Source organism: Bacillus sp. AM1(2019) (genome assembly GCF_009906915.1).
GTDB classification, from domain to species: domain Bacteria; phylum Bacillota; class Bacilli; order Bacillales; family Bacillaceae; genus Bacillus; species Bacillus velezensis.
On sequence record NZ_CP047644.1, the window covers coordinates 4132715 to 4146305 of the forward strand.

A 13591-nucleotide genomic window follows, 5' to 3' on the forward strand; every position below is an offset into this window, starting at 1 on the left:
CACTCCATTATTTATTTTGATTGTTATCAATGACTGTGCTTTCCAATGCGTTCACAGTGTACGTTTGCAGTGTCTTTTTCTTCGTCCCTTTTGACTTATCTTCAATTGTAATTCTCCATACCGGCGCCAGCACCTGCGTACTTGTCAGCGGATATTGGGCAATATAGCCGAACTTAACGCTTTTAACGGCGCAATTCGCTTTTAAGTAATTTTGAGAATACAATAATTCGACCGCATCAAGCTCAGGAATCAGGCTCTCCGTCTGGATTCGCTTGAATGACTCCAGCATGGTCTGCTCGTAAGATACGACCTCGTTTTTATCGTTCAGATGCAGAATCACCTGTCCGATCGCATCCGTGGACGAGTCAAAATCCTGATAAATAAACTGGCCGTCATACATCTGGTAAAAAATGATTTGTTTTTTATCCTTGTCGACTTTCCACAGTTTATATTTTTCACCGCCGGTTACTTTAGAGCTGACGAGCGATTCCGCATCCTCCTGCGTTTTTTGCTTCGATAAACCGACCGGATCGGTAAATTTCATTTTCAGCGTCGTAACCTTGTGATCATCCGCCGGCATCTCCATTAAAGGCTTTTGATCTTTCAAAGCATCAATATCTTCGGCGGTAAATACCTTTTGGCCCGCCGTCAGCCGGTAGCCCGTCGCGGAATCAGAAGACAGGTTGCCGAATGTGATATGATCCATCTCCATGTCTTTTTCCACGTTTGAATTTTTAATCACTTCGTATTCACTGCTCGAGCGTTTTTCAAAAAACTGATAGCCGAGAAAAATATCGAGGATGAGGAAGGCAATGATGAAGATCGTTTTTGTCTTATTCCACTCCATTATCGTCCTCCTCCTTCCCCAGCAGATCTTTCGTAATCGGGACGATCTTCCCGTTGATTTTCATACTCCAGACGGGTTCCAGTTCAACGAGATCATTCGTTGATGAAGAGACCATTTGATAGGACAGGAAGATCTGGTCGATTTTATTCACGTCGTATTTATCCTGCTGCTCCAGCAGAGACACAACCTCATTGCCGTTCATCATTTTTACGTCTTTTGTTTTAATCGGATTCGGTCCGAGAACATAGTTCGGCCGCTTGTAGCTGAGAACCTCGTCATTGGCCCATTGCAGGGTCAAAACAGGTCCGGATCCGAAAGGCTTAGACGTGCTGTTGATGACAGGCATTTGGTCTTTAAACATGTAGAAACTCAGCTGCTGGTTATCACTCACATTGAAAAATTGATAATGATCCGTCCAGCTTCCCGTATCCTCTAAATATTTATAACTTTTCTTAATCAGCTCGCCTGTTTGATAAGAAGCGCTTTGTGCCAGGTTCCGATGCTGGAATTGAATCTGCCGCTGTGTCGAATTGATTTCCAGACGGCTGATTCCGTCAGTCAGCACATTCCGATTGTAATTCGGGTCTTCTCTGACCGTGCTCGGATCATTAAAAAGCGTCTGCTTAAACAGGTTCGTCTTAATGGTTTCAGTGATAAATTCTTTTTCCTTCATATTAAATCGCGCATTCGGCATGAGAAATTCTTTGCTTTTTCCGACCGAATAGAGGTGGTATAACGGCATACTCGACTTTTTGCTGTACAGCTCATTCATCAGATTGCGGTAATTCGCCGATTCCACAGTCACTTCCAAAATCAGCTGCTTGCTGTATGAGACCATGTAAATCTTCTTATTCGTCTTATTCTCATTAAACGGAATGACAATATGGTCAAATGAGCTGTATTCCATTGACGGATTCGACCATTTAAACATCGTTTGGAAGAAATCAATCGGAATGGTGTCATTGAATTGCAGATCGAGCTTTGCCGAATTGCCGTTTCTGCCGTAAAGCCAATTTTTAAAACCGAGCTTGTCGTATTGATCGGAAATATCCTTCATCCCTTTTACTTCCCATTGCGGCAAATCCGCCCACAGGTCATTAAAGAGCGTCTCATCATTCACTTTGTAATGAGAGCCGTTTGTATGAATAAACATATCCCGGGGTTTTACCGTTTGCGACACTTTTTGGCTCGTTTTGTCAATTTTATGCTTTTCCCGGACAGTCGATTTGGTTGAGGCCGTGCCTTCTGAAAAATTGGGCTGGAATGTCCAAATTCCCCATGTTAAAACAAGACTAATGACGACCAGCACTGACAGTATGACTGTTTTTATATTTTCACGCCTCATCCCAATCATCCTCTTGCTCTTCTTTATATGGAAGAGTAAATGTAATCTTCGTTCCTTTGCCTTCTACACTGTCGGCCCAAATGTCTCCGCCGTGAGCCTGAACCATCTCTTTTGCAATCGCAAGGCCGAGCCCGGTGCCGCCGAGTTTTCTCGTGCGCGCTTTATCCACTCTGTAGAAACGGTCAAAGACTTTTTCCACATCTTTTTTCGGAATGCCGATACCTTCATCTTTTACGCTGATATAAAGCAGCTCTTCTTTCTCATTCACATCGACTGAGAAAGTGACATGTCCGCCTTCCGGTGAGTATTTCAGTGCGTTAGAAATGATATTATCGAGAACCTGCGTCACTTTATCCTGATCAATCTCCACGTACAGATTTCTGTCCGGAAGCTCGCGGATAAATTCGACATGCTGTTCTTTCGTCATTTCAAAACGATCGATAATCAGTGACATAAAGCGGATCATATGAATCCACTCCCGATTAAACTGATAATCTTTGCTGTCGAATTTAGAAAGCTGAAGCAGGTCGTTCACCAATCTGATCATGCGCTCAGTCTCATTTTGGGTCACCATTAAGAAACGCGGAGCGATATCTTTGTTTTCCCACGCGCCTTCTGCAAGCGCCTCTAAATAGCTTCGCATGGTCGTCAGCGGTGTCCGCAGCTCATGAGACACGTTGGCAACGAACTCTCTGCGCTCCCGATCGAGTTTTTCCTGTTCGGTGACATCATAAAGAACCGCGATTAAACCGTCGATTTTTCCGTGCTCTCTCTGAATAACGGAAAAATTCACCCGCAGTACAGTCGTTTCATCGTCACGTTCGATCTCCAGCAGCATTGAATCCTGCTGTTCTACTAAATCCTCAAATGTAAAGTTCTCTTTTATGCCCAATAAAGACGTAATCGGCATCTCTAAAGCCGTTTCACGTGAAACATTCAGCAGCTCAAGCGCAGGGCTGTTTAAAAGAATAATAGCCCCGTTGCGATTCGTTGCAATGACACCGTCCGTCATATACGCGATAACGGAAGAAAGCTTTCTTCTCTCCCCTTCCGTCATGGCTTGGGCATCTTCAAGCTCTCTCGTCAGATGGTTGAACGTCGTTGCGAGCTGACCGATTTCATCATGCCCGTATTTCCGCACCTTTCTGGAGAAATTCCCTTTTGCCAGTTCCATCGCCTGCTTACGCATATCTGACAGCGGATGGGTAATGGTGCGGGCGAGAAAAATACCGAGAAGAGCCGTCAGAACAAGGGCTAAGCCTGTTCCTGAAGCAAGAATCGAGTTGACGGTTTTCATCTGGTTAAAGGTATCTTCCATACTGGCCACGACATAAATCGCGCCGACAACTTCCTGATTCTCTGTGACGACAGGTTTTGCTGAAATCAGCACTCTGTTTTTGCTTTTAGGATCATAATATTTTTTTGAATAGGCCTGTTTTGTTGAGAAAATCCGTTTAAAAATCGGGTCAGTCGTCTGTTTTCCCGCTATTTCCTCGCCATAAGGCCTCGAAGAACCGACGACCTCATAGCTTTTATCAACAAATGTAATCTCCCGTATTTCATTATTTTTCGTAAAATCATTCAAAATCCGTTTGACATCATCTTTAATGACGGTGCTGTCATTGTCTCCTTTATATTCCTGCTCAATATAATAGGAAAGATTGTCAATCCGCTGATTTAAGGATAATTCATAGGACTTGAGAAGAGAATTCTCCACCTGTTTCACAAAGTACACGCCGATAATCTGCATGGCGATGATAATGAGAAGCACATAGATCAGCGTGATCTTAAACTGAATCGACCGAAAAAAACCAACCTTATTCATCGCCGGTTAGTCCTGTTCAGGGTTTCTCAAGTAATAACCGACACCCCGTCTTGTGACGATCCAGTTCGGATGGCTCGGATTATCCTCGATTTTCTCGCGAAGGCGGCGCACTGTTACATCCACCGTTCTCACATCACCGAAATAGTCATAGCCCCACACAGTCTGCAGCAGATGCTCACGCGTCATAACCTGTCCGATATGTTTGGCTAAGTAATGAAGCAATTCAAACTCACGATGGGTCAGCTCGATCGTTTCTTCTCTTTTTGATACGACATAAGCGTCAGGGAAGATGACGAGAGAACCGATATGAATGTCATTAGAAGCTGATTCTTCCTCAGCCGGCGCAACCGTAAGCTGGCGGCGCAGGTTCGCTTTGACGCGGGCCAGAAGCTCACGCGTGCTGAAAGGCTTCGTGACATAGTCATCCGCTCCGATTTCAAGCCCGATGACCTTGTCAATCTCCGAGTCTTTTGCCGTCAGCATAATAATCGGCATATCATATTTTTTCCGGACTTCCCGGCACACTTCAACTCCGTCTTTATTCGGAAGCATAATATCTAAAAGAATTAAATCAGGCTGAAGCTCCTCCACCATTTCCACGGCTTCGTTTCCGTCGTACGCACAATGCACGTCATAGCCTTCTTTTCTTAAATTAAACTCTAATATATCTGCAATCGGTTTTTCATCATCGACTACAAGGATTTTCTTATCCATCATCTTGATTTTCCTCCTGCCAGAATGACTTCATTTCATCTATTGATGTTTCATGATGATCACAATTCGGATCGTGAAAAACGTTCCCCGTCTATTATAACGGTTTCAGGTCAAAAGATAAAAAAATTAAAGAGAACAGCGCAAAAACGTATTGAACTGCCATCCTTTTGTCATGTTTTTTATTTTCTTTTAAAAAATAATATTTTTTTGAAACCTCACGAAAAAAAACGCCGTCTAGTGTTTGACGTCTTCTTCTGGGCCGGCTGAAAAGCCGGCTCTCCCTTTTTTTATAACAAAAGAAAAAACGCACCTACTATTGCAGATGCGTTTGGGTAAGTGGCTCGGGACGGAATCGAACCGCCGACACACGGATTTTCAGTCCGTTGCTCTACCAACTGAGCTACCGAGCCAGATGTTTCTTTTCTATACTATAAAGTAAAGTAAAATGGCGGTCCGGACGGGACTCGAACCCGCGACCTCCTGCGTGACAGGCAGGCATTCTAACCAACTGAACTACCGGACCTTACAGTAATTTGTCCGGAGAGCCGTATCGTGGCGGCCCTCCGAGGACAAATAAGGAGTTAGCAATAACGCTAAAGTAAATCAATGACCCGTACGGGATTCGAACCCGTGTTACCGCCGTGAAAGGGCGGTGTCTTAACCGCTTGACCAACGGGCCATAAAAAGTGGTGAGCCATGAAGGACTCGAACCTTCGACCCTCTGATTAAAAGTCAGATGCTCTACCAACTGAGCTAATGGCTCTTGATGTGTCGGATTATGTATCATAGAGCATTCAGACAAAAGCTTTCTTGCAGTACTCTATTGAAGCTGTTCCGTAACAACGAGATTTATAATATCATAGAACATTCGAAAGTGGCAACTACTTTTTTGAAAAAAAACTATTATTTTTTTCCTACATAAAAAAACAAGCCTCCGTGACCGGAGGCTTGTTTGCTGCAAATTCTTAGTTAGCGCGGTATACACTGCGGATGACGTTCGTTTGTGAACGGTCGGGACCGACAGAGAAAATAGAAAGCGGAATACCTGTCAGCTGAGACACGCGTTCCAGATAATGGCGCGCATTTTCAGGAAGATCGCTTAATGTTTTTGCACCTGTGATATCTTCCGTCCAGCCAGGCATTTCTTCATATACCGGTTCACACTCTGCGAGAGCTTTCAGACTTGCCGGGAATTCTTCAATCACTTCACCTTTGTAGCGGTAAGCGACACAGATTTTCAATGTTTCAATGCCAGTCAGCACATCGATTGAGTTCAGAGAAAGATCTGTGATTCCGCTGACGCGGCGGGCATGGCGGACAACAACGCTGTCAAACCAGCCGACACGGCGCGGACGGCCTGTCGTTGTGCCGTATTCGCGTCCGACTTCACGGATTTGATCTCCGGTTTCATCTTTCAGCTCAGTCGGGAAAGGACCGTCACCGACACGGGTTGTGTACGCTTTAGATACACCGACGACGTGCTGGATTTTTGTCGGGCCTACGCCTGAACCGATCGTCACCCCTCCGGCGACCGGGTTGGATGAAGTGACAAACGGGTATGTCCCTTGGTCGATATCAAGCATAACCCCTTGAGCGCCTTCAAATAAAACGCGGCGGCCTTCATCCAGCGCGTCATTTAAGACGACGGATGTATCGCATACATACTTTTTAATCTGCTGGCCGTATTCATAATACTCATCCAGAATATCTTCAATTTTGAAGCCTTCCGTTTCATACATTTTTTCAAGCAGACGGTTTTTCTCTTCAAGGTTCCGTTCAAGCTTTTCTGCAAACACGTCACGATCTAGCAGGTCTGCGATCCGGATGCCGATCCGCGCCGCTTTGTCCATATAAGCAGGTCCGATGCCTTTTTTCGTTGTGCCGATCTTGTTGGCCCCTTTGCGTTCTTCCTCTACTTCATCCAGTTTCAGATGGTATGGAAGAATGACGTGGGCTCTGTTGCTGATTCTCAAGTTATCCGTGCTCACATTGCGCTCATGAAGATACGCAAGCTCCGTTACGAGCGCTTTCGGATCAACAACCATTCCGTTCCCGATGACACACGCTTTATCTTTATAAAAAATTCCTGATGGGATTAAATGAAGCTTGTACGTGACTCCATCAAACTTGATGGTATGTCCTGCATTGTTTCCGCCTTGATAACGTGCGATCACTTCTGCATTTTCTGATAGGAAATCTGTAATTTTACCTTTTCCTTCATCGCCCCACTGCGTACCTACTACGACTACTGAAGACATATATCCGTGCACCTCCGTTAACCTTTCAAAACGATATCTCATTCAAACAAATTAAGTGTATCAGTGCCGAAACAGAAAGTCAATCGTAAATCCGAACATTTAAATCTTATCAATCTATATTTGTTCGCCTTAAACATGATTAAAAGCGTTTTCTATTTCATTTGCTATCTATTACTCCCGAAACTTTCATGCTTTAACAAGAAAAAGAACCCGTAATCAGGGTTCTTCAGACAGTCATTTATATGCCGCTTGTATTCATCAGGACGACCCGCCAGCCGTCAGGATCTTCGATGGTCACGCCTTTTTCTTCCCAGTACGGATTTTCGGGTGCTTTCTCCTCATATCCCATCTGCTTTAATTTCGTGCTGATGCGAATGACCTCCTGCTGATCAGGGATGTAAAAGACAAGCAGGCTGTCGCCGTGCGGAACGGGTGCCGGCTGAGACGAACCGGTTTCTTCGGTGAATTCTAAGTGGTATTGCGTATGGGGCAGGCCGAACATGACACCGCTGTAGCCCTCATGTCCGGAAAAGCTGCCGATCCTCTTCAGTCCGAGGCCCTCTTCATAAAACCTGATGATTTCTTTGAGCTGTCCGGTCGGCCGGGCAATCCGGATTTGTGCCGCTTGAAATTGCGGAAATTCCATTGTCATCATCATTCCTCCCTTAATGTCATTATATAAAAGCGCTTTCTTTATTTCGTCTGCCGAACGGACGGCATTCTCTCATTCTTTCGGATGAAAAAAAGCCTCAAGACATTGCTTGAGGCTTTACGCACCTGCCGGAACACCGCCGTCATCAAAGCGCCGTTCCAGGTTTACGAACTTATTGTATTCTTTCACAAAAGCCAGTGAGACGGTGCCCACCGGGCCGTTACGCTGTTTGGCGATAATGATTTCGATGATGTTTTTGTTTTCGGATTCTTTATCATAGTAATCATCACGATACAGGAAGGCGACGATGTCGGCATCCTGCTCAATACTTCCCGACTCACGGATATCTGACATCATCGGACGTTTATCCTGCCGCTGCTCAACACCCCGGGAGAGCTGAGACAGGGCGATGACCGGGACTTCAAGCTCCCGCGCCAGCGCTTTTAGCGCCCGTGAAATTTCCGATACCTCTTGCTGGCGGTTGTCGCTTGAACGGCCGCTTCCCTGAATGAGCTGCAAGTAGTCAATTAAAATCATGCCCAATCCGTTTTCCTGCTTCAGCCGGCGGCATTTTGAACGGATTTCGCTGACGCGGATGCCGGGGGTGTCATCTATAAAGATACCGCTGTTTGACAGGCTTCCCATCGCCATCGTCAGCTTGCCCCAATCTTCTTCCGTCAGATTTCCCGTTCTGAGATTTTGGGCGTTAATATTCCCTTCGGCGCAGAGCATACGCATGACAAGCTGCTCGGCACCCATCTCAAGACTGAATATCGCGACGCTCTCATCCGTTTTGGTGGCCACGTTTTGCGCAATATTTAAGGCGAACGCTGTTTTCCCCACAGACGGACGGGCCGCGACAATAATCAAATCATTCCGCTGAAACCCCGCTGTCATCCGGTCAAGCTCGATAAAACCAGTCGGAATCCCGGTAATATCGCCTTTCCGGTTGTGAAGCTGCTCAATGTTGTCGTATGTTTGCACAAGCACGTCTTTAATATTTTGGAAGGCGCCCGAATTTTTTCGCTGCGCGACCTCCATAATCGTTTTTTCCGCATCGCTTAATAAATCTTCAACTTCATCCTCGCGCGTATACCCGTCTTGAGCGATCGAGGTCGCCGTTCTGATTAAACGGCGGAGAATGGATTTTTCCTCAACGATTTTCGCGTAATATTCTATATTAGCCGCTGTCGGAACGGAATTCGCGATGTCCGTCAGGTAAGAGACGCCTCCCACCTCTTCTAACAAATCGGTATTCGCAAGCTCTGACGTTACCGTGACCAAATCAACCGGTTCACCGCGGTCTCCGAGCACGAGCATGGCATTGTAAATTTTTTGATGTGACATTCTGTAGAAATCATCCGGAATCAACACTTCAGAAGCCAGTGTTAACGCAGACGGCTGTAAAAAAACAGCACCTAACACGGCCTGCTCAGCTTCTATGTTTTGCGGCGGCAGCCGATCATTCAGAAGGTCTGTCATGCTAAGCACCGTCCTCTCCTTAAAAAATATCCAAACTCCATTTTACCATTTCTCAAGAAAAAGAATAGAAAAATATCGCTTTCCCTGTATTTGTTAAACAGCGGCTGCGTGTTTCGCCATTCTGAATGCCGGGAAACTGATAAATAAACCGAAACCAGGAGGTAAGAAGGATGAAAACATATGCAGTAACACCCAGTGTTGATGCGGACGGATGGTTTGTGAAGGTGGAAAATGTGGCGCCGACGGCTCTTTATACATCGAAGGACGCGGCGATCGAGAAAGCGGAGCAGACGGCTAAAGAGAACAGCCCGTCTAAGCTTGTCATTTATGATCAGCATAAAAACATTGAAGAAGAACGGTCCTTTTAAGAAAAGCCTTCGCCCGAGCGAGGGCTTTTCTTATTCGATGAAACGGATGTGCAGCACCGTCTGCGCCATGAGATCGGCCGTTTTTTGATACAGCTCCCATTCTTCACAGGCGGCGAATACTTTCATCATGTCCTGCAATGTCTGTTTCAGTATGATAAATTCGTCAATTGTCCGCAGTTCTGCGGCTTTTTTCTGATAATCAGCCAGCTTCAGCTGTAATAACATCAATGGCGATTGCATAAAAAACCTCCCCCATTCTGTTATAAAGCCCCGCTTTTCAAACCTCCATTCCTTTGTCATATCCTCTTACGATCGATTTCTGATTTTAGTACAATAAAGAAACGGAAGGAGTGATCACATGAAACCGCTGCAGATTTCCGCCGAAACGGCGCAAAAACTCGCAGAATCACTGAATATGCCGCTTGAGAGAATCATGCACATGCCTCAGCACATTCTGCTTGCCAAATTAGCTGAAATCCAAAAAGAGAACGATCACAAATAAAGGCTGCTCTCTCATATATATGTGCGGGAGGCGGAAGCGATGGCTTTCCGCCTCTTTTTTTCGTGAAGAAAATTTTGGTAAAACATTCTTTGAATCGTTATCGTTTATTCATAACTTTTTCATATTTATTTTTTACAATGGGGTCACAAAAGAGGTGAAACCATTGAAAACAAAACGACTGGACATCGTTCTTATCGGTATTTTATCAGCAGCAGCGGCTTTGAATATGTACGGCATTTGGCAGGATGATGCCGCCAACCAGTATTATTTGGCTGCCGTCAAAAGCATGACGCAAAGCTTTCACAACTTCTTCTACGCATCCTTTGACCCGTCCGGCTTTGTCACGGTAGACAAACCGCCTGTCGCTTTATGGATTCAAACGATTTTCGCTTTGGTCTTCGGCGTACATACATGGAGCGTGATTCTTCCTCAGGCCTTGGCGGGGCTCGGTTCCGTTCTGCTGCTGTATTTCATGATAAAGCCTTCGTTCGGCACGGGCGCGGCCAGAATCGCCGCTTTTGTCATGGCGCTGACGCCGATTGCGGCGGCCGTCAGCCGGACGAATAATCTCGACAGCATGCTCGTCTTTACACTGCTTCTCGGTTCCTGGTGTTTGATGCGCGCGGTGAAACGCGGCAAAATCATTTGGCTCTTATCCGCATTCGCACTTGTCGGTCTTGCCTTTAATATGAAAATGATGCAGGCCTACATCGTGCTTCCGGCTTTTCTGCTTTTTTATCTCATTGCATCACACACATCCATTAAGAAAAAACTGATCTCCCTTCTCGCTTCTTCAGCCGTTCTACTGGCGCTCTCCGTCTCATGGGCGGCAGCCGTTGATTCCATTTCCGCATCAAGCCGCCCCTATGTCGGCAGCAGCCAGACAAACTCCGTGCTGGAGCTGGCATTCGGATATAACGGGACAGAACGGCTGCTCGGGCAGACGACGGGCCTTTCTCACGGCAGCATGACCGGCGGAAAAAGCGTGATGCAGGAAGGGATGGGCATGCAGCCTCCGGGAACGAACAGCCCGGCAATGGGCGGCAGCGCTCCTCAAGGAAAAAACGGGCAGGTTCAAATGCCCCGGCAGCCATCCGGACAGAACGCGGCCTTACCGCAAGGGAGCGGAACTCCTCCGGCACAAAACGGCGGCTCACAAGGCCCCGGCGGCGGAAAAAGCATGAGTATGAACATGTACGGCAACGGTACCCCGGGTGCGCTCAGGCTTTTCCAATCTGAATTATCGGGGCAAATCAGCTGGATGCTGCCTTTTGCGCTCACCGGTTTGTTCGGCGCCGTCATAAGCTGGTACAGAAACCGCCGGAAAAAAGCGGAGGAAATGAAAGAAACGATGTTTTGGACAGCATGGCTTGTGCCTGCCGCCGGTTTCTTCAGCATCGCAAGCTTTTTCCATCCGTACTACTTAATCATGCTGGCGCCTCCGATCGCAGCCCTTTCCGGAATCGGCTGGCGGGCCTTATATGATTTATACAAGCATGATAAAGGCTGGACGGGCTGGCTGCTGCCTGCGGGTGTCTTTCTCACCGCCGGTTTTCAGGTCTTCATCGTAAGCGGGTATACAAACCAGATCGGCAGCGCTTGGATGTACATCCTCGGACTGTTGGGGCTCGGCACTGTCATTGCCCTCATTGTGATGAAATACAAGCCGTTCGGCAGACAACTGACCGTGATCACCATGTGTGTGTTGATGCTCACGCCGCTGTACTGGTCAGCCACGCCGATCCTTTACGGCGGAAACAGCGTCATACCTGAATCCGGCCCGCAGCTGAAAAGCTCAAACGGCGGCAATATGTTCACCTCTGAAGTGGATACAGGCCTGCTGTCTTATTTGAAAAAACATCAGACAGGTGAGGAATATCTGTTTGCAACGCTCACCACGGTGACTGCGGCGCCTTATATCATCCATACGAATGAATCAGTCATGGCACTCGGAGGCTTTAACGGAACCGATCCGATTTTAACCGTCTCACAGCTGAAAAAACTTGTTGATGATGGAAAAGTGAAGTATTTCTTATTATCCGGAAACAGTTCAGGCAACACCAAGCTTGTCTCATGGATTAAAAAGAACGGCACAAAAATCTCAGCTGACCAATACAGCACCGGAAAAACAAGCTCAGCCCGGCAAGGAATGACAGGCGGCCCGGGCGGACAAAGTCAGCAGACTCTGTATGAGATGAAAAAATAGTTCGCAAAGAGGCTGGATAGTTAAACGCCGGCCTCTTTATTTTGCTCTTGGAAGCACCTGCCATGCGGCGCCGGTATCATTCAGAAAAATGATTGATAAATACTTTCTATTTTTGAAACCATCAGTTCCTGACGCAGATGACGGCCGGCATAGGAGCGCGCTTCTTTTCCAAGCCGTTCCCTGAGAGACTGATCCGTAATCAGCATTACGAGAGCATCAGCAAGTTCGCGGCTGTTGCCGGGCTGACAGATAAGCCCTGTGTCCTCATGCCGGATCATCTCAGGGATTCCTCCGCAGTCAGTTGCGACAATGGCTTGACCTGAGAACATCGCTTCGATGATCGCTATAGGGAAATTATCATTCAATGTCGGCAGGACAAATATAGATGATTCAGCCAAAAGCGCCGGCACATCACGTCGTTTTCCGAAGAAAAACACATTTGTGAGGCCCAGTTTCCGTTTCTTTTCCTCCAGAAACCCTCTCATGTTTCCGTCTCCGATGATCCATATATCAACTCCGGATAAATGGTGCCGGATGCGGGCGAGAGCGTCCAGCATCACATCATGTCCTTTTCGCTCGGTCAGACGGGAAACGCACGCAATCACGAGCTTTTCAGCACGTTTTGACTCAGGGGCATCCTGAATGTCAATGCCGGTATGAACAGTCGTCAGCTGAGCCTCCTTCGCTCCGTACTCCAGCAAGGGCTCGTGAAAGGAGTCGCTGATTGTAATGATTTTATCCGAAGCCCGAATACCCTGCCTTTCTATTTCACTGAAATATGCCTCTTCTATTGAACCCTTTTGGATTTTATGAAACTTCATCCGGCTTTTCGTAAAATGTCCGTGCGGCGTGAAAAAAAGAGGACGCTGATACGTTTGATTAAGGTATCCCAGCAAAAATACCGCAAATAAATCCTGCGCGTGAAACAGGTCATATTGTTCTAAGTCTTTCTCCTTCAAAAATCTTTGAAAGACATATAAATAGCTGAGATTCTTCACAAACTTTTCGTTTGCGGCGCCGTATCTGCCAACAAGAAACGCTCTGATCTCGTCAGCGGCCCGCGGGATATCTTCCTGAAAAAAAGATGGCGGCATTTGGAGCGGCGAGATGACATCCGCCTGATGACCGATGCGCTCAAAACCCGTCTTAATTGATGTGATATAACTCGCCAACCCTCCGACATTCGGGTAACGGAGAAAGGTTGCGTACAGAATACGCAATGGCTTTTTTCGTTTGGGGGAGCTTTTTCCTTCCGCACAGAACGAATACAGCATCTCTGGCTCACTTTGATGTTCGATCCCGTAAAATTGATCCATGACGCGCAATAAGGCAAGAGGCACCAGACCGTTCGGCTTGCCGATCTCTTCTTTCACATCCGCTCCCCCTCTCTCA

The 13591-nt window shown here is 46.7% G+C and carries 12 protein-coding genes and 4 tRNA genes; 3 read left to right on the forward strand and 13 right to left on the reverse strand.

The window, feature by feature from the left end:
* Positions 1 to 7: 7 nt before the first annotated feature.
* The 11 genes from GNE05_RS20520 to dnaB form a co-directional block, all read right to left on the reverse strand.
* A complete protein-coding gene (locus GNE05_RS20520; protein ID WP_014419340.1) occupies positions 8 to 847 on the reverse strand; it encodes a two-component system regulatory protein YycI in 840 nt (279 codons plus the stop codon).
* Entirely contained in the window at positions 834 to 2192 is a 1359-nt protein-coding gene (gene yycH, locus GNE05_RS20525) for a two-component system activity regulator YycH (RefSeq protein ID WP_014419341.1), read from the reverse strand. The genes GNE05_RS20520 and yycH overlap by 14 nt, the downstream gene beginning before the upstream one ends.
* The gene (gene walK / locus GNE05_RS20530) at positions 2182 to 4017 is read right to left on the reverse strand and encodes a cell wall metabolism sensor histidine kinase WalK (RefSeq protein WP_004393106.1); all 1836 of its coding nucleotides are present in this window, start codon (positions 4015 to 4017) and stop codon (positions 2182 to 2184) included. Before walK ends, yycH begins: the two co-directional genes overlap by 11 nt.
* Positions 4018 to 4023: 6 nt before the next feature.
* On the reverse strand, positions 4024 to 4731 hold the full coding sequence (walR, locus tag GNE05_RS20535; protein ID WP_004393104.1) for a cell wall metabolism DNA-binding response regulator WalR: 708 nt from the start codon (positions 4729 to 4731) through the stop codon (positions 4024 to 4026).
* Positions 4732 to 5068: 337 nt separating this feature from the next.
* Positions 5069 to 5141 (reverse strand) — tRNA-Phe (locus GNE05_RS20540).
* Between the two features lie 36 nt (positions 5142 to 5177).
* Positions 5178 to 5254, reverse strand: a tRNA-Asp gene (locus GNE05_RS20545).
* A gap of 84 nt (positions 5255 to 5338) precedes the next feature.
* Positions 5339 to 5410 (reverse strand) — tRNA-Glu (locus GNE05_RS20550).
* Positions 5411 to 5418: 8 nt separating this feature from the next.
* Positions 5419 to 5494 (reverse strand) — tRNA-Lys (locus tag GNE05_RS20555).
* Positions 5495 to 5696: 202 nt separating this feature from the next.
* Positions 5697 to 6989 carry an adenylosuccinate synthase gene (gene purA / locus GNE05_RS20560; RefSeq protein ID WP_014419343.1) on the reverse strand — a complete coding sequence of 431 codons (1293 nt, stop codon included), beginning with the start codon at positions 6987 to 6989 and terminating at the stop codon, positions 5697 to 5699.
* 238 nt (positions 6990 to 7227) lie between these two features.
* The gene (locus tag GNE05_RS20565; protein ID WP_154817803.1) at positions 7228 to 7641 is read right to left on the reverse strand and encodes a VOC family protein; all 414 of its coding nucleotides are present in this window, start codon (positions 7639 to 7641) and stop codon (positions 7228 to 7230) included.
* A 117-nt stretch (positions 7642 to 7758) separates the two neighbouring features.
* Positions 7759 to 9123, reverse strand: a complete 1365-nt coding sequence (gene dnaB / locus GNE05_RS20570) for a replicative DNA helicase (RefSeq protein WP_004393100.1) — start codon at positions 9121 to 9123, stop codon at positions 7759 to 7761.
* A gap of 170 nt (positions 9124 to 9293) precedes the next feature.
* On the opposite strand from dnaB, the gene GNE05_RS20575 reads away from it, so the two are divergent.
* Entirely contained in the window at positions 9294 to 9491 is a 198-nt protein-coding gene (locus GNE05_RS20575; RefSeq protein WP_007407900.1) for a DUF2188 domain-containing protein, read from the forward strand.
* A gap of 30 nt (positions 9492 to 9521) precedes the next feature.
* Here the strand turns inward: GNE05_RS20575 and GNE05_RS20580 are convergent, their stop codons facing one another.
* A complete protein-coding gene (locus tag GNE05_RS20580; RefSeq protein WP_015418617.1) occupies positions 9522 to 9731 on the reverse strand; it encodes a hypothetical protein in 210 nt (69 codons plus the stop codon).
* A 118-nt stretch (positions 9732 to 9849) separates the two neighbouring features.
* On the opposite strand from GNE05_RS20580, the gene GNE05_RS20585 reads away from it, so the two are divergent.
* Positions 9850 to 9993, forward strand: a complete 144-nt coding sequence (locus GNE05_RS20585; RefSeq protein ID WP_014306172.1) for a YycC family protein — start codon at positions 9850 to 9852, stop codon at positions 9991 to 9993.
* Between the two features lie 163 nt (positions 9994 to 10156).
* A complete protein-coding gene (locus GNE05_RS20590; RefSeq protein WP_160183171.1) occupies positions 10157 to 12199 on the forward strand; it encodes an ArnT family glycosyltransferase in 2043 nt (680 codons plus the stop codon).
* A gap of 80 nt (positions 12200 to 12279) precedes the next feature.
* Here GNE05_RS20590 and GNE05_RS20595 read toward each other — a convergent pair whose 3' ends face one another.
* Positions 12280 to 13572 carry a glycosyltransferase family 4 protein gene (locus GNE05_RS20595; RefSeq protein WP_021494625.1) on the reverse strand — a complete coding sequence of 431 codons (1293 nt, stop codon included), beginning with the start codon at positions 13570 to 13572 and terminating at the stop codon, positions 12280 to 12282.
* Positions 13573 to 13591: the final 19 nt, after the last annotated feature.